Source organism: Pseudomonas sp. HC1(2025) (genome assembly GCF_058742075.1).
Genome location: NZ_CP196017.1, coordinates 5,760,928 through 5,778,805, shown reverse-complemented (window position 1 = coordinate 5,778,805; position 17,878 = coordinate 5,760,928). Strand labels below are relative to the sequence as shown.

General features: G+C 62.8%; 14 protein-coding genes. 5 read left to right on the top strand and 9 right to left on the bottom strand.

The genetic code is table 11. The features are described 5' to 3' along the window. The first annotated feature begins 194 nt into the window (after positions 1-194). Positions 195-392, top strand: coding sequence for a PA3496 family putative envelope integrity protein (locus ACSSVH_RS26125; protein WP_262376960.1), 198 nt, complete (start codon positions 195-197; stop codon positions 390-392). On the opposite strand, the gene ACSSVH_RS26120 is transcribed toward ACSSVH_RS26125, so the two are convergent. After that, positions 322-1,296, bottom strand: coding sequence for a LysR family transcriptional regulator (locus ACSSVH_RS26120; protein ID WP_169954022.1), 975 nt, complete (start codon positions 1,294-1,296; stop codon positions 322-324). The two genes, ACSSVH_RS26125 and ACSSVH_RS26120, sit on opposite strands and share 71 nt — an antisense overlap. 194 nt (positions 1,297-1,490) lie before the next feature. Here ACSSVH_RS26120 and ACSSVH_RS26115 point away from each other — a divergent pair, with 194 nt between their 5' ends. Both ACSSVH_RS26115 and oadA read left to right on the top strand, forming a co-directional pair. After that, positions 1,491-2,906: an acetyl-CoA carboxylase biotin carboxylase subunit gene (locus tag ACSSVH_RS26115; protein WP_029290035.1), complete on the top strand. Its 1,416-nt coding sequence runs from the start codon at positions 1,491-1,493 to the stop codon at positions 2,904-2,906. A gap of 11 nt (positions 2,907-2,917) precedes the next feature. Next, a complete protein-coding gene (oadA, locus tag ACSSVH_RS26110; RefSeq protein ID WP_170042035.1) occupies positions 2,918-4,726 on the top strand; it encodes a sodium-extruding oxaloacetate decarboxylase subunit alpha in 1,809 nt (602 codons plus the stop codon). 76 nt (positions 4,727-4,802) lie between these two features. On the opposite strand, the gene ACSSVH_RS26105 is transcribed toward oadA, so the two are convergent. Further along, entirely contained in the window at positions 4,803-6,059 is a 1,257-nt protein-coding gene (locus ACSSVH_RS26105) for an autotransporter outer membrane beta-barrel domain-containing protein (RefSeq protein WP_492633899.1), read from the bottom strand. A 116-nt stretch (positions 6,060-6,175) separates the two neighbouring features. Between ACSSVH_RS26105 and ACSSVH_RS26100 the strand changes: the two genes are divergently transcribed. Beyond that, positions 6,176-6,454 (top strand): transcriptional regulator, encoded by a 279-nt coding sequence (locus ACSSVH_RS26100; RefSeq protein WP_492633898.1) that lies wholly within the window; start codon positions 6,176-6,178, stop codon positions 6,452-6,454. Positions 6,455-6,457: 3 nt separating this feature from the next. On the opposite strand, the gene ACSSVH_RS26095 is transcribed toward ACSSVH_RS26100, so the two are convergent. From ACSSVH_RS26095 to ACSSVH_RS26085, 3 genes are read right to left on the bottom strand one after another with little or no spacing between them, the layout of a single operon-like run. Continuing rightward, entirely contained in the window at positions 6,458-7,129 is a 672-nt protein-coding gene (locus tag ACSSVH_RS26095) for a GNAT family N-acetyltransferase (RefSeq protein ID WP_172313798.1), read from the bottom strand. Between the two features lie 10 nt (positions 7,130-7,139). After that, positions 7,140-7,586 (bottom strand): GNAT family N-acetyltransferase, encoded by a 447-nt coding sequence (locus ACSSVH_RS26090; RefSeq protein ID WP_169954017.1) that lies wholly within the window; start codon positions 7,584-7,586, stop codon positions 7,140-7,142. Beyond that, a complete protein-coding gene (locus tag ACSSVH_RS26085; protein WP_170042039.1) occupies positions 7,583-8,218 on the bottom strand; it encodes an FMN-binding negative transcriptional regulator in 636 nt (211 codons plus the stop codon). Before ACSSVH_RS26085 ends, ACSSVH_RS26090 begins: the two co-directional genes overlap by 4 nt. Positions 8,219-8,305: 87 nt before the next feature. Between ACSSVH_RS26085 and pdxR the strand changes: the two genes are divergently transcribed. Then, positions 8,306-9,829, top strand: a complete 1,524-nt coding sequence (gene pdxR / locus ACSSVH_RS26080) for a MocR-like pyridoxine biosynthesis transcription factor PdxR (protein ID WP_170057511.1) — start codon at positions 8,306-8,308, stop codon at positions 9,827-9,829. Between the two features lie 3 nt (positions 9,830-9,832). Here pdxR and ACSSVH_RS26075 read toward each other — a convergent pair whose 3' ends face one another. The 4 genes from ACSSVH_RS26075 to ACSSVH_RS26060 form a co-directional block, all read right to left on the bottom strand. Next, positions 9,833-14,467 carry a dermonecrotic toxin domain-containing protein gene (locus tag ACSSVH_RS26075; protein ID WP_492633897.1) on the bottom strand — a complete coding sequence of 1,545 codons (4,635 nt, stop codon included), beginning with the start codon at positions 14,465-14,467 and terminating at the stop codon, positions 9,833-9,835. A 115-nt stretch (positions 14,468-14,582) separates the two neighbouring features. Next, entirely contained in the window at positions 14,583-15,674 is a 1,092-nt protein-coding gene (locus tag ACSSVH_RS26070) for a polyamine ABC transporter substrate-binding protein (RefSeq protein ID WP_432754793.1), read from the bottom strand. Then, entirely contained in the window at positions 15,671-16,705 is a 1,035-nt protein-coding gene (locus tag ACSSVH_RS26065) for a histone deacetylase family protein (protein ID WP_169954012.1), read from the bottom strand. The genes ACSSVH_RS26070 and ACSSVH_RS26065 overlap by 4 nt, the downstream gene beginning before the upstream one ends. A 136-nt stretch (positions 16,706-16,841) precedes the next feature. Further along, entirely contained in the window at positions 16,842-17,834 is a 993-nt protein-coding gene (locus ACSSVH_RS26060; RefSeq protein ID WP_170042044.1) for an AraC family transcriptional regulator, read from the bottom strand. Positions 17,835-17,878 lie beyond the last annotated feature (44 nt).

The window sequence follows — 17,878 nt, the reverse complement described above, 5'->3', positions numbered from 1 at the left end:
CTGGCTTGCCTGCGATAGCGGTCTGCCAGCCCCGCACTTATCGCCTGAGGCACCGCCATCGCCGGCAAGCCGGCTCCTACAGTTTTGGCCGGTGTTGCATCCGCAAGATTCATCGTCCTGTAACCCTCGCGCCGCCAAACCGTCATCCCCCGTGCCCATCCTGAACTCCCCGTACTCGCATTGGGAGACTCGAAATGGCCCGGCACTACGAAGACAGCACCAGCACCGTCAAGACCCGTCGTCAGCAGGAAGACCAGCGCCGCATGGCGTTCCGACGTGCAATTGAAGATCGCTGTGAACAACGCCAACTGCTGCAAAGCATCAGTGACTACCCGGAGTTGCATTGGCAGGCACCCGCGGCTGCCCAGCGAAACGTTCAGCCAGCGCGCTGATCTGCACCCGTTCGCTGCGGATAAAGCCCAGGAACGCATGGGCCACCGGTGACAGGCGCTTGGCCTTGGCCTGCACCAGGCACCAACTGCGGTACAGCGGCAGCTCTTCCACCGGCAGCTCCTTGAGCCCACCGGTGGCCAGCTCCAGGTTCAGGGCGTGGCGCGTCAGCAGTGCCACGCCCAACCCCGCCACCACGCACTCGCGCTGCGCCTCGGCCGAGGCCACTTCCACCGTCTGGGTAAAGTGCACGCGCTTTTCCTTGAAGTATTCCTCGCAGGCCAGCCGTGTCCCTGAGCCCGGCTCGCGCAGCAACAAGGTGTAAGGCTCCAGGTCCTGCAGGCGCAGCGGCCCTTGCAGGCTCAGCGGATGGTCCGGCGGGGCCACCGCCACAATCGGGTTATTGAGAAACGGCAGGAATTCCAGGCCCATGTCCTGGGGCACCATGGACATGATCACCAGGTCATCACGGTTGTCCGACAGCCGGCGGATCACCTGGGCGCGGTTGACCACCGTCAGGTGCAACTGCACCTCCGGGTGCTGGCGCTTGAAGGCGGCGAACAAGTGCGGCACGAAGTATTTGGCGCTGGATTCCACGGCCAGCTTCAATTGCCCCTGCAGCGAGCCTTGCATGTCCGAGAGCTGCATATCGAGGTTTTCCAGGCGCCCGAAAATGTCCCGGCTGGCCCGTTGCAGGGCTTCGGCGGCTTCGGTCATGTAGAGCTTTTTGCCGACGTAGTCGAATAGCGGCTGGCCGATCAGCTCTTCAAGCTGGCGAATTTGTAGGCTGACGGCGGGTTGCGTGAGGGACATTTCCTCGGCAGCGCGGCTGTAGGAACGCAAGTCGCAGACTTCATTGAAGATTTGCAACTGGCGTAATGTCATACGCATCAATGACTTACGCATAATTCAAGATGGCTCGCTGGGTTTGTACGGCCAACTATAAGTCTTTACTTATACACAACCCAATAATTATTGATTTTTGTTAATCCCTAAGTGCGCATAGTGTGTGTCTCGCGACTGGCTTGAAACATTTGGTCACGCGCCGACCTGGTCTAGCAGGTCGATGAACGCAGCAATCGGCTCAAGGGAATTTCCAAGTGATAACAAAGATCCTGATCGCCAACCGTGGTGAGATTGCCGTCCGCATCGTGCGGGCCTGTGCCGAAATGGGTATCCGTTCGGTGGCGGTCTATTCCGACGCAGACCGGCATGCCTTGCACGTCAAGCGCGCCGACGAGGCCCACAGCATTGGTGCCGAGCCCCTGGCCGGCTACCTGAATCCGCGCAAGCTGGTGAACCTGGCGGTGGAAACCGGCTGTGATGCATTGCACCCAGGCTACGGCTTCCTGTCGGAAAACGCCGAACTGGCGGATATCTGCGCCGAACGCGGCATCAAGTTCATTGGTCCATCGGCCGAAGTGATTCGCCGCATGGGCGACAAGACCGAAGCGCGTCGCAGCATGATCAAGGCCGGCGTGCCGGTGACGCCGGGCACCGAAGGCAACGTCGCCGACATCGCCGAGGCGCTGACCGAAGGCGACCGCATCGGCTACCCGGTGATGCTCAAGGCCACCTCCGGTGGTGGCGGGCGCGGCATTCGTCGCTGCAACAGCCGTGAAGAGCTCGAACAAGCCTTCCCCCGCGTGATCTCCGAGGCCACCAAGGCCTTTGGTTCGGCGGAAGTGTTCCTGGAAAAATGCATCGTCAATCCCAAGCACATCGAGGCGCAGATCCTCGGTGACAGCTTTGGCAACGTGGTGCATCTGTTCGAGCGCGATTGTTCGATCCAGCGCCGTAACCAGAAGCTCATCGAAATCGCCCCTAGCCCCCAGCTGACCCCCGAGCAGCGCGCCTATATCGGCGACCTGTCGGTGCGTGCGGCCAAGGCTGTGGGCTACGAGAACGCCGGCACCGTGGAGTTCCTGCTCGCCGAGGGCGAGGTGTACTTCATGGAGATGAACACCCGGGTGCAGGTGGAGCACACCATCACCGAAGAAATCACCGGCATTGATATCGTCCGCGAGCAGATCCGCATCGCTTCCGGCCTGCCGCTGTCGGTAAAGCAGGAAGATATCCAGCACCGTGGCTTTGCGTTGCAGTTTCGTATCAACGCCGAAGACCCGAAGAACAACTTCCTCCCAAGCTTCGGCAAGATCACCCGTTACTACGCCCCCGGCGGCCCTGGCGTGCGTACCGACACGGCGATCTACACCGGCTACACCATCCCGCCGTTCTACGACTCCATGTGCCTGAAGCTGGTGGTGTGGGCGTTGACCTGGGAAGAAGCCATGGACCGCGGCCTGCGTGCCCTGGACGACATGCGCCTGCAAGGCGTGAAGACCACCGCCGCCTACTACCAGGAAATCCTGCGCAACCCGGAATTTCGCAGCGGCCAGTTCAACACCAGTTTTGTGGAAAGCCACCCTGAGCTGACCAACTACTCGATCAAGCGCAAACCCGAAGAGCTGGCCCTGGCCATCGCCGCCGCCATCGCCGCCCACGCAGGCCTGTGAGGAACATTCCAATGTCTAAGAAAATCTTCGTAACCGACACCATCCTGCGCGACGCCCACCAATCGTTGCTGGCCACCCGCATGCGCACCGACGACATGCTGCCGATCTGCGACAAGCTCGACAAAGTCGGCTACTGGTCCCTGGAAGTCTGGGGCGGCGCGACCTTTGACGCCTGCGTGCGCTTCTTGAAAGAAGACCCGTGGGAGCGCCTGCGCAAACTGCGCGCCGCGTTGCCTAACACGCGCCTGCAAATGCTGTTGCGTGGGCAGAACCTGCTGGGCTACCGCCATTACAGTGACGATGTGGTCAAGGCCTTCGTCGCCAAGGCCGCGGTAAATGGTATCGACGTGTTCCGCATCTTCGACGCGATGAACGACGTGCGTAACCTGCGGGTGGCCATCGAAGCGGTGAAAGCTGCGGGCAAACACGCCCAGGGCACCATCGCCTACACCACCAGCCCGGTGCACACCATCGAGGCGTTCGTGGCCCAGGCCAAGCAGTTGGAGTCCATGGGTTGCGATTCCATCGCGATCAAGGACATGGCCGGCCTGCTGACCCCGTACGCCACCGGTGAACTGGTCAAGGCGCTGAAGGCCGAGCAGAGCCTGCCGATCTTTATCCACTCCCATGACACCGCTGGCCTGGCCGCGATGTGCCAACTCAAGGCCATCGAAAACGGTGCCGACCATATCGACACCGCCATCTCCAGCTTCGCCTGGGGCACCAGCCACCCGGGCACCGAGTCGATGGTCGCCGCCCTCAAAGGCAGCGAATTCGACACCGGCCTGGACCTGGAACTGCTGCAGGAAATCGGCCTGTACTTCTACGCCGTGCGTAAGAAATACCACCAGTTCGAAAGCGAATTCACCGCCGTCGACACCCGCGTGCAAGTCAACCAGGTGCCGGGCGGGATGATTTCCAACCTGGCCAACCAGTTGAAAGAGCAGGGCGCCCTCAACCGCATGAGCGAAGTGCTGGCGGAAATCCCACGGGTGCGTGAAGACCTCGGCTTCCCGCCGCTGGTCACGCCAACCTCGCAGATCGTTGGCACCCAGGCGTTCTTCAACGTGCTCGCTGGCGAGCGCTACAAAACCATCACCAATGAAGTGAAGCTGTACCTGCAAGGCGGCTACGGCAAGGCGCCGGGCACCGTGAACGAGAAACTGCGGCGCCAGGCCATCGGCAGCGAAGACGTGATCGACGTGCGCCCAGCCGACCTGCTCAAGCCGGAAATGACCAAGTTGCGCGGCGAGATCGGCGCATTGGCCAAGTCCGAAGAAGACGTGCTGACCTACGCCATGTTCCCCGATATCGGGCGCAAGTTCCTGGAAGAGCGCGATGCCGGCACCTTGTCCCCTGAAGTGCTGCTGCCGATTCCTGAAGCCGGTGGTGTAGCCCGTGCTGGCGGTGAAGGTGTGCCGACCGAGTTCGTCATCGACGTACACGGTGAAAGCTACCGCGTGGATATCACCGGTGTTGGCGTCAAGGCCGAAGGCAAGCGCCACTTCTACCTGTCCATCGACGGGATGCCGGAAGAAGTGGTGTTCGAACCGCTCAACGAGTTTGTCGGCGGCGGCACCAGCAAGCGCAAGCAGGCCAGCGCGCCGGGCCATGTGAGCACGGCGATGCCGGGCAATATCGTCGATGTTCTGGTCAAGGAAGGCGACGTGGTCAAGGCCGGCCAGGCCGTGCTGATCACCGAAGCGATGAAGATGGAGACCGAGGTGCAGGCGGCCATCGCCGGCAAAGTCACCGCCGTTCACGTAGCCAAGGGCGACCGGGTCAACCCGGGCGAAATCCTGATCGAAATCGAAGGCTGATATCCAGCCTTCGACACTACCGCTTAATCCTCGGGGGGCATGTTGCCCCCTTTTTTTGCCTGTAATAAAGCGCCAATCAGAAGCTCAGGGTCCATTGGCCCATGACGGCCTGGCTGTTGCTGCGGGCGCCAAAATCGCCGGTGTAGGTCAGGCCGACGCTTTGCCTGGTGGAGATGCCCAGGCCCAGCCCGGCTTGCAGCGCCATACTGTCGCGGTCCAGGGACGTGCCTTCGATGGTGAAGGTGCTGTTGAACTCGTCCTTGTTCACCCATGCCGACGATTGGCGCACGCGGCTGTCGACGTCGCCGTACAGGTGTTTCCAGCTGGCGCTGGCGTGGGGTTTGAGGGTCATCTGGTTGTCCAGGGTATAGAGGCTGGTCATGCGCAGGCCGAAGGTGCTGTTGAGGTTCGCCTGGGTCTGCTCGCCGACATTGAGGGCGCTGAGGCCGCCTTTTTCCTTGAAGCGCTCGCGTTGGTAACGCTGATAACCGACGCCCGCGAACGGTTCGACGGTGAAACTGCCGTGGTCCACGCGATAGCCCAGCTCGCTGAAAAGCGTCTGGCTTTGCGCAGAATACTTGCCCTTGAGCTGCTCTTGATGGTCGATGAAATCAAAATCGACACTGCGCTTGTTCAGCCCGGCGTGGTGGCTGTGGATTGCCCCCAGGCGCAACGCCAACGGCCCGTCCTGGCGCACCGCGTATGCCCCCAGGTGCCAGCTGTCGAGCGCGGCCTTGAAGCGTTTGGCGCTCAGGTCACTGGTCGTCTTGGCCCCCATTACACCCACGCGCCAAGCGGGGTCCACGGCCCAATCGGCGCCCAGCACCAGGCCCTGGTTACGCTGCTGTAAATCACCACCGCCGTGCTGGCCGTCCAGGCTGCCGGCGTTGCCCAGGCCTTGCAGCCAGACGCGGCTGTTGGCGTCGCCGTTCATCTCGCCCATGGCCGACAGCAAACTGCTTTGCAGTGGCTTGAGGCTGCTTTGGGTGGCGTTGCCCAGGTTGGCGTTCTGGCTGCCGGCCAGTTGCTCAAGCACCGCGCCGATTCTTCCGGGGGCCAGGTTGCCCATATAGCGGGCGTCATCTGCAATCAGATACTGCTCGCGCACGCTCAGGTTGCCTGACTCCAGCAAGGCATCCACTGCACGGTCCAGCACCTGGGCCACGCCCCGGCCATTGCCGGTGGTGGCGTAGTCAATGAAATAAAAAGGGCTGGCCGGGTCCGGCTCGCTGGGCGGTGGCCCCATATCCCCGCGTGCGGCGGCCAATTGAATGCTCAAGGCACTCAGCATGAAAGTGATGGCAAGGGCGAGTCGCTTGGATGTGCAGTGCATAGGGTCCGACCTCTGATATGTGAGGCGGGGAATTTAGCGAGGCGGCGGAGGGATAACTGTCAGGAGCAGCGTTTTAGGTGGGAGGGAGATGTCTTTAGTCCGGGGCGAATACATACGTGCGGGTTGTGGCCTGGACACGCGCTTTGTTGATCCAAAGCGCAAAGCAGGGCCTGGCCGAAGGCACCCTGCAGATCGGCGAAGCCGTGCGTCGGCTGCGCGTGGACGTCATCGGAGTGCACCAGAGCCAATGCGCCAGGATGTGCAAGATTTCCCTGCGCACCCTGGTGCATATCGAGCATGGCGAGGGCAATCAGACGCTCAAGTCGTTGAACGCGGTGTTCCGGCCGTTCGGTTTGCAGATGGGCGTGGTCAAGGTCCGGCGGTCGCTGAACTGACCGTCAGCCCCGGCATTGCGCCAGGCTTTTCGCCTGCCCATCCGCTGTCTGGTTAGTCTCGGATAGCCACGCCTCAAACCCCGCGCCTACCTTCGGCCATTCCCCATCGAGGATCGAGTACCACGCGGTATCGCGGTTCTGCCCCTTGACCACCATATGCTGGCGGAACACCCCTTCAAAACTGAATCCCAGCCGCTCGGCGGCGTATTTGGAGCGGGCGTTGCCGTTGTTGCACTTCCATTCCAGGCGGCGGTAGCCCAGCTCGAACGAGTGCCGGGCCAGCAGGTACACGGCCTCGGTGCTTTTGGGCGAGCGCTGCATCGGTGCGCCGAAGGTGACGTGGCCGATTTCGATGCGGCCCTGGGCCGGGACGATCGACATCAGGCTGAGGATGCCCTGCACGTCGCCGCTGGCGCGGTCGATCACGCTGAAAAAGTATGGGTCGCTGTTGGCCGCGTGGTTGTTCAACCACGCGTCGAACGCGGCGCGCTCGGGAAACGGGCCGTAGGGCAAATAGTCCCACAGCTTGGGGTCGGCGCCGGGGCCCTGGAGGGCTTGCCACAAGCCATCGGCGTGGCGGGCCGGGTCGAGTTTTTCCAGGCGGATAAAGCGCCCTTCGATCAATTGGGCGGTGGGCGCGGGGGCGCCTTTCCAATCTGCAAGTGAGGTCGACATGGGGTACTCCTTAAAGGCCTTTGCGAAATTGGATAAAGCCGGGACGTTCGGCAATGCGTTCATACAACTGGATCGCCGTGGCGTTGCTCTCATGGGTCAACCAGTGGACCTTGGCGCACCCCTCGGCCTTGGCGGTGGTGTAGACGAACTCGATCAGTTGGCGACCAACCCCGGTGCCGCGTTGGCCGGGCTCCACGAACAGGTCTTGCAGGTAACAGGAGTTTTCGATGCTCCAGTTGGAGCGGTGATAGATAAAGTTGACCATGCCCACCGCCTTGCCATCCTGCCAGGCCAGGGCCGAATGGGTCGGTTCGCTGGGGTCGAGCAGGCGTTGCCAGGTGCTGGCGCTGACCGCGTCAGGCAACTCGGTGTTATAGAAGCGCAGGTAGGCCTGCCACAGCGGTAACCAGGCGGCGTGCTCGGTGGCTGCTACCCGGCGGATTTCGATCTGGCTCATGTGCGGTCCTTGGGAATGAATCGGGCGAGGGTTTGGTCACGCATATCAACGCTGGCGGCCAGTCCTTCGCGCACCCCGGCAATGTCGGCCGCGCTGCGGTTCTGGCTGAGCTTGCGTTTGCCGATCAGGCGCTCGATTGGCAGGACGAAGCCGACGATGGCCTTAAGCATGCCGTCAATGTAGCTGGCCGGGGCGTCGCTGACTTTCCATGGCTGGGCGCGGCGGCCTTCATGGCGATCGGTCAGCGCACTGACCACCGCCAGCAAGCGCTCGGCATCGGTAAACACCTGGGCCTTGCCGTAGGCGTGTACCGCCAGGTAGTTCCAGGTTGGCACCACTTTGCCGTGTTCGGCCTTGGCCGGGTAGAACGCCGGGCTGACGTAGGCCTCGGCGCCCGCGAAGATCACCAGCGCTTCGCTACCATTTTGTAGGTCGCGCCACTGAGGGTTGGCCTTGGCCAGGTGCCCGTAGAGGGTGCCGTTGGGGCCCTCGTCGGGGTTGAGCAGCAGCGGCAGGTGGCTGGCTTGCAGGCCTTGTTCGCCAAAGGTCACCAGTTGCGCCAGGCGCGTGTGCTGGATCAGTTGCTGCTGTTCGGGCAAATCGTCGAGAGCAAAGGCGGACGGTGTGTACATGAATATTTTCCTTGGCGAATACGTGCATCCTAGGCAGGCTAATGGTTCGTTGTAAGAGCCATCTCAGACCAATTTCATAGGTCCAATATGTCGCCCATGTCGTTTAACCCTGCTGGTATCGAGCTTGATCGTCGCCAAGGCCTGACACGCCAGTTGTACGAGGCGCTGCGCCAGCGCGTGCTGGATGGGCGACTGGCCAGTGGCACTCGCCTGCCGGCTAGCCGCGACCTGGCAGCGGCCCTGGGGATTTCCCGCAATAGCGTGGTGCGGGCCTACGACCAGCTGTATGCCGAAGGCTTTATCGAAGGGCGGGTGGGTGACGGGACCTATGTGGCGCAATTGGAAAAAAAACTATCCACAAAAGTGTCCACAGGGTTATCAACAGGCTTATCCCCAGCTTTATCCACAATTCACGCCGACCTGCCTGGATTTTCATCCAGTGCAGTTATCCACAGCGGCGCCTTGGGTCGTCTGGAAAGCAACCATTTACCCTTGCCGCCGGCTGGCCCGCCACGGGCTTTTCGCGTGGGTGTGCCGGCCTTCGATCTGTTCCCGTTTGACGTGTGGGCCAAGCTGAATGCGGCTTTTTGGCGCAAGCCGAACCTGCAGCAGTTGTGCTACGGCGACCCGGCAGGGGACGCGCGCCTGCGCGGGCTGATCGCCGCCTACTTGCGTAGCTCGCGAGGCATGCAGTGCACTGCTGAGCAAATAGTGATCACCAGTGGCGCGCAACAGGCGATCAGTCTTTGTGCACAGCTGCTGGTGGAGCCCGGGGATGGAGTGGCGATTGAAAATCCCGGTTATCGGGCGGCCGGACATGCGTTCGCCATTGCCGGGGCGAAACTCCAAGGCGTGGCAGTGGACGCTGGCGGCATCGACTGCACCGCGTTGAACGCGCTCAGCGATTGCCGCCTGGCCTACGTCACGCCCTCGCACCAATACCCGACGGGAGTGGTGATGAGCCTGGCCCGGCGCCTGGAGCTGCTGGCCTGGGCCGAGCGCACCGGTGGCTGGGTCATCGAGGACGACTACGACGGCGAGTACCGCTACAGCGGCGCGCCCTTGGCCCCGCTGGCCGCCCTGGACCGCAGTGGCCGGGTGCTCTACGTGGGCACCTTCGGCAAGGTGGCGTTCCCGGCGTTGCGCCTGGGCTATCTGGTTTTGCCCCAGGCGCTGGTGAGTGCCTTCACCCGGCGCCGCGCCGTGGATGTGCGGCACTCTGAGGTCAGCACCCAGGCAGTGATGGCTGAGTTCATGGCAGCGGGGCACTTCCAGCGGCATATCCGCCGCATGCGTCGCGCCGCCCTGAGCCGGCGCAATGCCGTGCTGGCCGGCTGGCCGGCCGATGTGCCGGGTGTGGGGAGCCTGCCCGGTGTCGCGGCCGGCTTGCACCTCACCGTGCGGGTGCAGGGCCTGGCCCGTGAAGCGCAACTGGTGGCTCAGGCCTTGGCCGCGGATGTGGAGATCAACGCCCTGAGCAGCTACTGGCTGCCCGATACCGGGCCGGCACCGGAGCTGCGTGCCGGCCTGGTGCTGGGGTTTGCCGCCGTGCCCGAAGAGGCTATTGCCCAGGCGCTGGCCCGGTTGCGCCGGGCCTGGCAGGCCGGTTGAGCCTCAGTTCTGGAAGAACAGGGCACGCGCCAGTGGCGGGCGGATTTCACTGCGATAAATCGCGATCTGGTCGCGCTCGCTCAAGCCCGTACGGTGGATCGCGCCGCCGAGCTTTTGCTGGTCGCGGGTCTTGAGGTGGCCGGCGGTGTAGTTGTCGAGTTCGGCTTGCGGCGATTCGTAGTGGAAGTGCGCATACCACAGCACTTCCTGGCTTTGGTGATCGCGGATGGCGTACTCATCCAGATAGTTTTTGCCGGGCCCCTTGAGGCGTCGGCGGGTTACCACCTTGACGATATTTACCTTCCCCAGGCTGTGCAGCCATTCCACCCGTTCGGCGGTGGGCAGTTGCTGTTTGGTCATGCTGATACGGGTGTTGGTGCCCAATTGGTAGAGGCGTTGCGCCGCCTCGTTGAGTTTGCGGTTGAGTGTGGCAGCAGAGGGGCGATCGCTTTCGGTGAGGTTGCGCTGGGTCAGCGCCTCCTCGACCGTGTTAACCGCCTGCTCCAGGCGTGCCGCGTACTGATGCAGCATTTCTTCGATCTCTACCGGGATGCGTCCGGCTTTTTTGGCATGCGCCAGCACCCGCTGCGTGGCGGCGGGTTCCTCATCCAGCAGGTGCTGCCCATCGTTCATGCTGGTATTGAGGTCGGCAGCCTGTGGCTTGGGCAGCTTTGCGGCAGGCCTTGCGCGTTCCACCCACACGCCGGGGCTTTTTTCGTGGAAGGTGGCAATGACCTTGCCCGTCACCGGCGCCCTGACATCCAGCAGGCCTGCCTCGTCAGGCCGCAACTCCCCCACCAGCACGCCGCTGAAACGGGTCTTGATAACCTTTTTTTTCGGCGTCTGCGGCGTTCTGGACGAGCCGGCCTTGGGTTCCGGGGGCTTGCGCTCACGCAGCAGCAGCACCAGTTCGTGAGTCGCCTGCTGGTTGAATTCGTCGATCCGCTGGCGCAGGTCTTCCAGAGGCTCTCGCTGCACGTGTTCAGGGTATTCGGCGTGCAGGTCCAGCAAGCGCTGGTCAATGATGGCGAACTGTTCTACCAGGCTGTTGAGCACATCGAGGCGCTCGTCCGGGTTGCTGATGGTCGATTCGCTCAGGGTCTCGACCCAGGTCAGGATGTTGATATCGGCGCAGTTGACGATTTCATCGAGCTGGCGGTGCGCATCGGTGAACGCTTCGCCGGTGCCTGGCGTGATGCACAGGTAGCGGGTCAGGGTGATTTGCAGGGCTTTGAGGTCGTACAGCTTGAAGTGGGGCAGGGCGCGCAGCGTGGTCTGGATGATTTTGGTGCCCTCGATACCGAGCTTTTCCAGCTCGCGATAACGCGACTCGGCGTATTGCAGGCGCTTGATCATGTCCAGGTTGAGCTTTGATACCGTTCCGGCGAGCTGCGCCTGAAGCTTGGCGTCCCGCGAGGTGATCGTTTCCAGCTCCTGGAGCGTGGTCAATAGCTTGGTGCGAAACATGGGCAGGCGTTGCGCAACGGCTGAACGGGTCAGCAGCAGTTGTTGGCTCAAATAGTCAATCATGTTGCCCTGGTAATTGGGCACCGTGTCGATGATGTTCAGTGCCCGCAGTTGGCGGATGGGCACGTCGTATTCGGCCATGCGGGCGTCGACCTTGTCGATGTACGCCTCGCGCTGGCGCTCGGAGGAGGGGCCTGGCTTTGGCTCTATCGCCGCATGTGCCTGGGTGATTTCGGTTTGCCCGCGTCGCTGGTCGGCGTTGAACGCGTTGAGTTTTTGCCGCAGGTCGAGGATGCGCGAAGGTGCTTTGGCTTGCGCGGCTTTGCGGCGGTTCCTGAACCCGGCACCGCGCAGGCGCAGGCGGGTGTCGACAAACCATTGGCCGGCCAGGTTGCTTAGCAGCAAGGGGCCGTTGTGGGTGGGGCGTTTGGGGTCGATGATCATGACGTTGTCGTTCTCATCCACCGTCACCTCGAACCAGCGTGGGCCGACCGGTGCGTACCATTTATCGGCAAGGGCATAGAGATGTAGGTGCACCCCGGCCTCCGCGATCGGCTCCCCCAGCCCCTCGGGTTTGTCAATTTTGAAGCGATCCAGGGTCGCCCCCAGGCTTGAGGGCGCACGACTGAGTGCGCCGCTGCTGTGCAGGGGGCCTTGATGACGTGCGGCCAGGTCGCTCTCGGACACGTTGGCTTGCTGGCTGACGAGGACTTTGGGCGACGGCGGCAGTGCTTTTTGCGTCTTTTCCAGAACCGTGGTTTCAGGTTCTACCGGTGTGGGTTCAGTCTCCACCAGCGCCACCTTTTGCGCTGCTCGCTCAGGTGGATGGCGCAAGGTCACGTGCAGCACCAGGGCCATGCCCAGGTTGAGCAGCAGGTCGACCTGAGCCGTCCAGGAAACCTCCCCATCGGGCCCCGGTTCGGCCTGGGCCGTGGCTTGCAGGTCGTCCATGATTTGCCAGATCCATGCGGCGATCCCCACCGTGCGCCCCAAAAAGGGCAGCGCCGCGCCGAAAATCATCCAGCCGGCCTGCCGGTAACTGGCCCAGCGCTTCTGCACATTGGACACCGATTGGCGGTTGGCCAGCTCCACCAGCGCATTGGCGTTGTCCGTGAACAACGTCGCCAGGGCATCATTGCCCAGCACTTCGTCGCTCAGGGCCATGGGGCCACTCATTTGCAGCACCACTTGCGGTTCCACCAGCGCGCGCACCACCGTCCATGGCGAGGGCAGGGCGGCGGGGAACACGTACTGCTCGTAGTTAAAGCGTATGTCTTCGGCCAGCCAGGCCAGCACCGAATCGCGCAGGGTGCGCTGATGCTTGATCGCATACAGCAGGTTTTGCCGGGACGGGAACTGGATCAGCACCGGAGTCAGCAACGGGCGATACAGCAGGCACGGGCCCTGGGTGTGGTCGCGGGGGCCGATCACGAACATATTCGCCACCCCATCCTGTTCCTTGCTGGGGCGCAAGGTCGGGACAAAGGCCAGGCGGCGGAACACGATCTCTTGCCCTTCCACCTGGCGCTCGTGCGCCTCTGCCTGCACGGCCGCCGCCACATAGCGGTAACCGCGCTCGTCGATGCCATGCAGGCGCTGGATTTTCCACTGCAAGGCCAGCAGCGGCAGTTGCACCCGCAAGTGCGAGGTGTAGAGGGTCTGCCGGCTCTTCGACTCAGCAGGGTCGTCGAGCAGGGTGCGTTTGATCAGCGCCGGGTAGTGTTCGCCGATATCGAGGGTTTCGATCAGGTCCTTGAGGTAGGTGTAGGTCAGCCAGGTCGGGCTCTTGCCGCCGTTGTAGAGCATGCTGGTTGTTCCTGTGGGCAGCCCGGTGAGGTTTTCCAGGGCCAGGTCGATCAGGCTGCGCCGGGTGATGTCGCTGGCCCCGGGCAGCACAAAAGTGCCCCAGACCACCGGGCTCTCGATGCTGATCTCGACCTTGTCCAGGTTCAGGCTCGCGCCATTGGGTTGCTGTTTGAGTGTGCCTTGCAACTGCTCCCGGGCGTAGTCGCGGATTGCCGGGATACCGTCCTGGAACGTGCGCCCGTGGTTGTGGGTGTGCAGTTCGGCCAGGTCGATCAGGTAGCGGCTGTAGGTCGAGATGTCGAGGTCTGAGGCGCCGGTCAGCCACTCGGGAAGCTCTTCATGTATCTGGCGGATGTTCGACAGTGAGTGGCTGCTCAGGTCCTCAATCACCGGCAGGATGCGGGCGACCGCCTGGCCGCCGACCGCTGCTGCGGGAGGTGCTTCGATGCCGGACGAGCCCACCGAGCCGATGGCCTCCAGTTGCAGGGCGACCAGGTTACACGCCTGGCTCTCGAAGAAATCCCCCTGCGGTTCGTACAGGCGCCATTGCACGTTCACCTGCGCCGCACTTTGCGTCAGGCCTGTGGGCAGGGCTTGGCCGAAGGCGTCCAGGGAGTCGAATTTCGCATAACCAGTGCTCAGCGAATACGTGAGGATGCGCTGCTGTTGCTCGTGTACGCCGATCAGCACCGCGATATCCGACAGGCCAACGTGAATGGACTGGTTTTCGTGGCTGGCATCAATGTCGACCAGGTAAGCGTGGGTCTGGAAGGTATCGGAGGTTTTGCGCCTGGCCAGCTGCGGGAAGTGGAACAGCGTCCTGGCCATGGCGCAATCTTGCTCATCCCAGCCTTCCTGGGCCGTAACGTTCCATACGTTGCGCAAGGAATGGGCGAGTGTCTGCCAGCGGGGGCCTGCCAGGCCGTTGGAGGCATTCCAGTAGTCCAACTGCTGCTCCTGGAAAGCGCTGAAGATCAGGGCCGACAGCTCGTTGACCAGCCGTGCGATAGCATCGATCTTCACGGGCAGGTGGTCGGGGGGCTGGGCTGCGGGCTCCAGGGTGAGGAAATGCTCGCCGTCGATATAGATCACCGGCTCAGGCGACAGGGCCTGGTTGGCCAGGACCGAGGTCAGTGATTCGGTAGACGCCGGCGCTGCCTGGATCGCATCGCCGACGATGCGCCAATGCGGTGTGACGACCATGGCCAGGTCCGGCTCGATGTTCAGTGTCGGGTATTGCTCCTTGAGGGCTGCACGTAGCAGGTTCGCGGCGACTTCACGGATGGAGGGGCCGGTACTCAATTGCATCAGCAGCTCATAGGCACTTGGCGGACGGTTGTGGGGGGCGGGTGAGTCGTTGGGCATTTGCAGCTCCTTGGCCAGTGGAAGGCTTGAAGAGCTGCACGGTAGTTTCTGCGGCGGCGGCGAAGACGGTAGATAAATACCCTGGCCGGGGCCGGCGCGCCCAGGCCAAGGTCGATCAGGTGCCGGACTTGATCTTGCTCCAGGCCCGGGTCCGCGCACGCTCGGCGTCGCGCTCCAGGGGCTTGAGGGTGTAGAGCGTGGCCATCGCCGCCTCGGTGGGATACAGGTTGGGGTTGTTGCGAATCGCCGGGTCGACGTGCTCGGTAGCATCCTTGTTGGGGTTGGGGTAGCCGACAAAATCACTGATGGGCGCGATCACCTGGGGTTGCAGCAGGTAGTTGATGAAGGTGTAGGCGTCCTGCGGGTTTTTTGCACCCTTGGGAATGGCCAGCATATCGAACCAGATCGGCGCGCCTTCCTTGGGCAGGCGCATGTCGACAATCACCCCGTTCTTGGCCTCCCGGGCGCGGTTGGCGGCCTGGGAGAAACTGCCGGAGTAACCGACGGCCACGCAGATATCCCCGTTGGCGATATCGGCCATGTATTTGGATGAGTGGAAGTAGGTGATGTAGGGGCGGATCTTCATCAGCAACGCTTCGGCTTTGAGATAGTCCTTGGGGTTGCTGCTGTTGGGGTCCAGGCCCAGGTGCTGCAGGGCCAGGGGCAGGATTTCCGACGGTGAGTCCAACAGTGCCACGCCGCATTGCTTGAGCTTGCTGATGTGCTCTTCTTTGAAGATCAAATCCCAGCTGTCCACCGGTGCGTCGGCGCCCAGGGCGGCCTTGACCTTGTCCGGGTTGAAGCCGATGAGGATGGTGCCGTACATGTAGGGCACCGCGTGTTTGTTGCCCGGGTCGTTGGCCTCGATCAGCTTCATCAGCTTGGGATCGAGGTGGTTCCAGTTGGGCAACTGGCTGCGGTCCAGGGGTTGGAACACCCCGGCTTCGATCTGCTTGGCCAGGAACACATTGGACGGCACCACCACGTCATACCCGGAGTTGCCGGTCAGCAACTTGGCTTCCAGGGCTTCGTTGGTGTCGAAGATGTCGTACACCAGCTTGATCGCCGGGTTCTGCGCCTTGAAATCTTCCAGGGCCTTGGGCGTGATGTAGTCGAACCAGTTGTAGACCCGCAGGGTTTTTTCTTCGGCGTGGGCGGCGCTGCTGAGCACGGCGGCGCAGAGCACAAGCGACTTGAGCATGTTCATTGGGCTGCCCCTTCAAAACCTTCGAGAACGTTGACGGCATTGATGCCGATTTCTGCCACCGCGTAACCGCCTTCCATCACAAACAGCGTCGGCTTGCCCAGGCGGGCGATACGCGCGCCCATGGCCAGGTAGTCCGGGCTGTCGAGCTTGAATTGCGAGATGGGATCGTCCTTGAACGTGTCCACGCCCAGGGACACCACGATGATGTCGGCGCCATAGCCCTCGATCTCCCGGCAGGCCTGCTCCAGTGCCGCGCTCCAGGTGTCCCAGGCGGCACCGGCCGGCAGCGGGTAATTGAAGTTGAAGCCTTCGCCGGCACCCTCGCCCAGCTCGTCGGCATAACCGAGGAAAAACGGAAACTCGGCCTGCGGGTGCCCGTGGATCGAAGTGAACAGCACATCGCTGCGCTCATAGAAGATCGACTGGGTGCCGTTGCCGTGGTGGTAATCCACGTCGAGGATCGCGACCTTTTTGTGGCCCTGGTCGATAAAAGCCTGGGCGGCGATGGCGGCGTTGTTGAGGTAGCAGTAACCGCCCATCAAGTCGCCAGCGGCGTGATGCCCCGGTGGCCGGCACAAGGCGAAGGCGCTGTGGGCGCCTTGTTGGATCGCCTGCTGCGCGGTCAGCGCGACCTGCGCCGCGCTGTAGGCCGCCTGCCAGGTACCGGCGGTGATCGGCGCACCGCCGTCGAAGCTGTAATAGCCCAGTTGGCCGTGCAGGCTGGTGGGCAGCACGCGGCGCAAGGTCCGGGCGGGCCAGGTGTAGGGCAGCAGGTCGCCGTCCTGGCCGAATTCGACCCAACGGGCCCAGGCACCCTGGAAGAACTCCAGGTAGTCGCGGCTGTGGATGCGCTGCAGCGGCGCCAGGCCAAAGTCCTGGGGCGCTTGCACCGGGCCCAGTGCACGGTCCTTGACCCGTTGCAGCACATGGTCGGCGCGCGAAGGCATTTCGAAGCAGGGCATCAACTGGCCGTCCATCAATTCGCAACGGCCATGGTGCAGGTGGTGATCGTGCGAGTAGATCGTCAGCATTTTTATTGTTCTCCGCAGGCAGGTTGGGATGCCTTGCAGTGTTGCGGTGCGCGCAGGTTTGGAGAACGGCAGGAGCGGCCAAAAGGGGATAAATATGGCCAAATTGTCTGTCCGAAATTCGCCCCTACATGGGGCGTCATGCTCGAAATTGACTCGGCGCTACACCGCTCCAGCGTACAAAGGCATGCCGGAAGCTCGCGGTCTCACTGAAACCCAACTGCTCGGCGATGCGGTAGATCGGCCACTGGTCTTGCGCCAACAACTGCTTGGCGCGCTCGAAGCGCAGTTCGTCCAGCAGTTCCTGGTAGCTGCAGCCCAGGTCGTGCAGGTGTCGGCGCAGGGTGCGCGGCGAACAGTTCATCTGCTGGGCCAGGCCATCGAGCCCCGGTGCGGCGTGCAGTTGTGCCGCGAGCAACTGGCGGACCCGCCCCAGCCAGGCCTCGCGCCCGGTGAATTCGGTGTTCTGCTTGCGGCAGCGTTCGGCCATGGCCCGGTGGGTCACGGTGTCGGCCAGGGGCAAGGGTTGGGCGAGCCAGCGCTGGTCGAAGGCGAACGCATTGGCCGTGGCCTGGAACTGCAACGGGCAGTCAAAACACTCGGCATAGCGCGCCTGGTAATCCGGCGCAGTATGCTCAAAGCGCGCGCCCAGCAAGGGCAGCGGATGGCCGAGCAGGTCGTCGCAGATCACCTTCAGCGACCCCAGGCACAGCTCCACGTTGAAGGCGGTCAGCGCCGGGCTCTCGCGGTAATCGCTGGCGGTGAACCAGATACGCTCGCCGTCTTGCTCAAGGCTCAGTTCGAACAGTGTTCCCAACAGCGCCGGATAACGCAGGGCCAGGCGCAAAGCGTCACCGAAAGTGGCACTGGTGAGCAGGGCATAGCCGAGCATGCCGTACGCCGATACGTGCATCCGTCGCCCCACGATCAGCCCGATATCGCGCTGCAAGGCCACGGCATTGGCGCACACTTGCATTTCCTGGTGCGTGGCGATGCGTGTGTCGGCGCGGCTCAGGTCCGCCGCACAGATGCCACTGCCGGCCAGCAGCGCTTCGGCGGGCAAGCCTTCGGCCTTGAAGGTGCTGAGCACCAGGGAAACGGCGTTGAGGGTGGTGAGGTGGGAGTGCAGCATGGGAACTTCCAGCCAGGGGATGGCTGGAAGTGGAGCAAGTTATA

Excerpts from the sequence above, each read along its gene's own strand:
- ACSSVH_RS26125 (WP_262376960.1), top strand. The coding sequence starts at position 195 with ATGGCCCGGCACTACGAAGACAGCACCAGCACCGTCAAGACCCGTCGT.
- ACSSVH_RS26120 (WP_169954022.1), bottom strand. The coding sequence starts at position 1,296 with ATGCGTAAGTCATTGATGCGTATGACATTACGCCAGTTGCAAATCTTC.
- ACSSVH_RS26065 (WP_169954012.1), bottom strand. The coding sequence starts at position 16,705 with ATGCTGACGATCTACTCGCACGATCACCACCTGCACCATGGCCGTTGC.
- ACSSVH_RS26085 (WP_170042039.1), bottom strand. The coding sequence starts at position 8,218 with ATGTACACACCGTCCGCCTTTGCTCTCGACGATTTGCCCGAACAGCAG.
- ACSSVH_RS26095 (WP_172313798.1), bottom strand. The coding sequence starts at position 7,129 with ATGTCGACCTCACTTGCAGATTGGAAAGGCGCCCCCGCGCCCACCGCC.
- ACSSVH_RS26090 (WP_169954017.1), bottom strand. The coding sequence starts at position 7,586 with ATGAGCCAGATCGAAATCCGCCGGGTAGCAGCCACCGAGCACGCCGCC.
- oadA (WP_170042035.1), top strand. The coding sequence starts at position 2,918 with ATGTCTAAGAAAATCTTCGTAACCGACACCATCCTGCGCGACGCCCAC.
- ACSSVH_RS26105 (WP_492633899.1), bottom strand. The coding sequence starts at position 6,059 with ATGCACTGCACATCCAAGCGACTCGCCCTTGCCATCACTTTCATGCTG.
- ACSSVH_RS26070 (WP_432754793.1), bottom strand. The coding sequence starts at position 15,674 with ATGAACATGCTCAAGTCGCTTGTGCTCTGCGCCGCCGTGCTCAGCAGC.
- pdxR (WP_170057511.1), top strand. The coding sequence starts at position 8,306 with ATGTCGCCCATGTCGTTTAACCCTGCTGGTATCGAGCTTGATCGTCGC.
- ACSSVH_RS26075 (WP_492633897.1), bottom strand. The coding sequence starts at position 14,467 with ATGCCCAACGACTCACCCGCCCCCCACAACCGTCCGCCAAGTGCCTAT.
- ACSSVH_RS26060 (WP_170042044.1), bottom strand. The coding sequence starts at position 17,834 with ATGCTGCACTCCCACCTCACCACCCTCAACGCCGTTTCCCTGGTGCTC.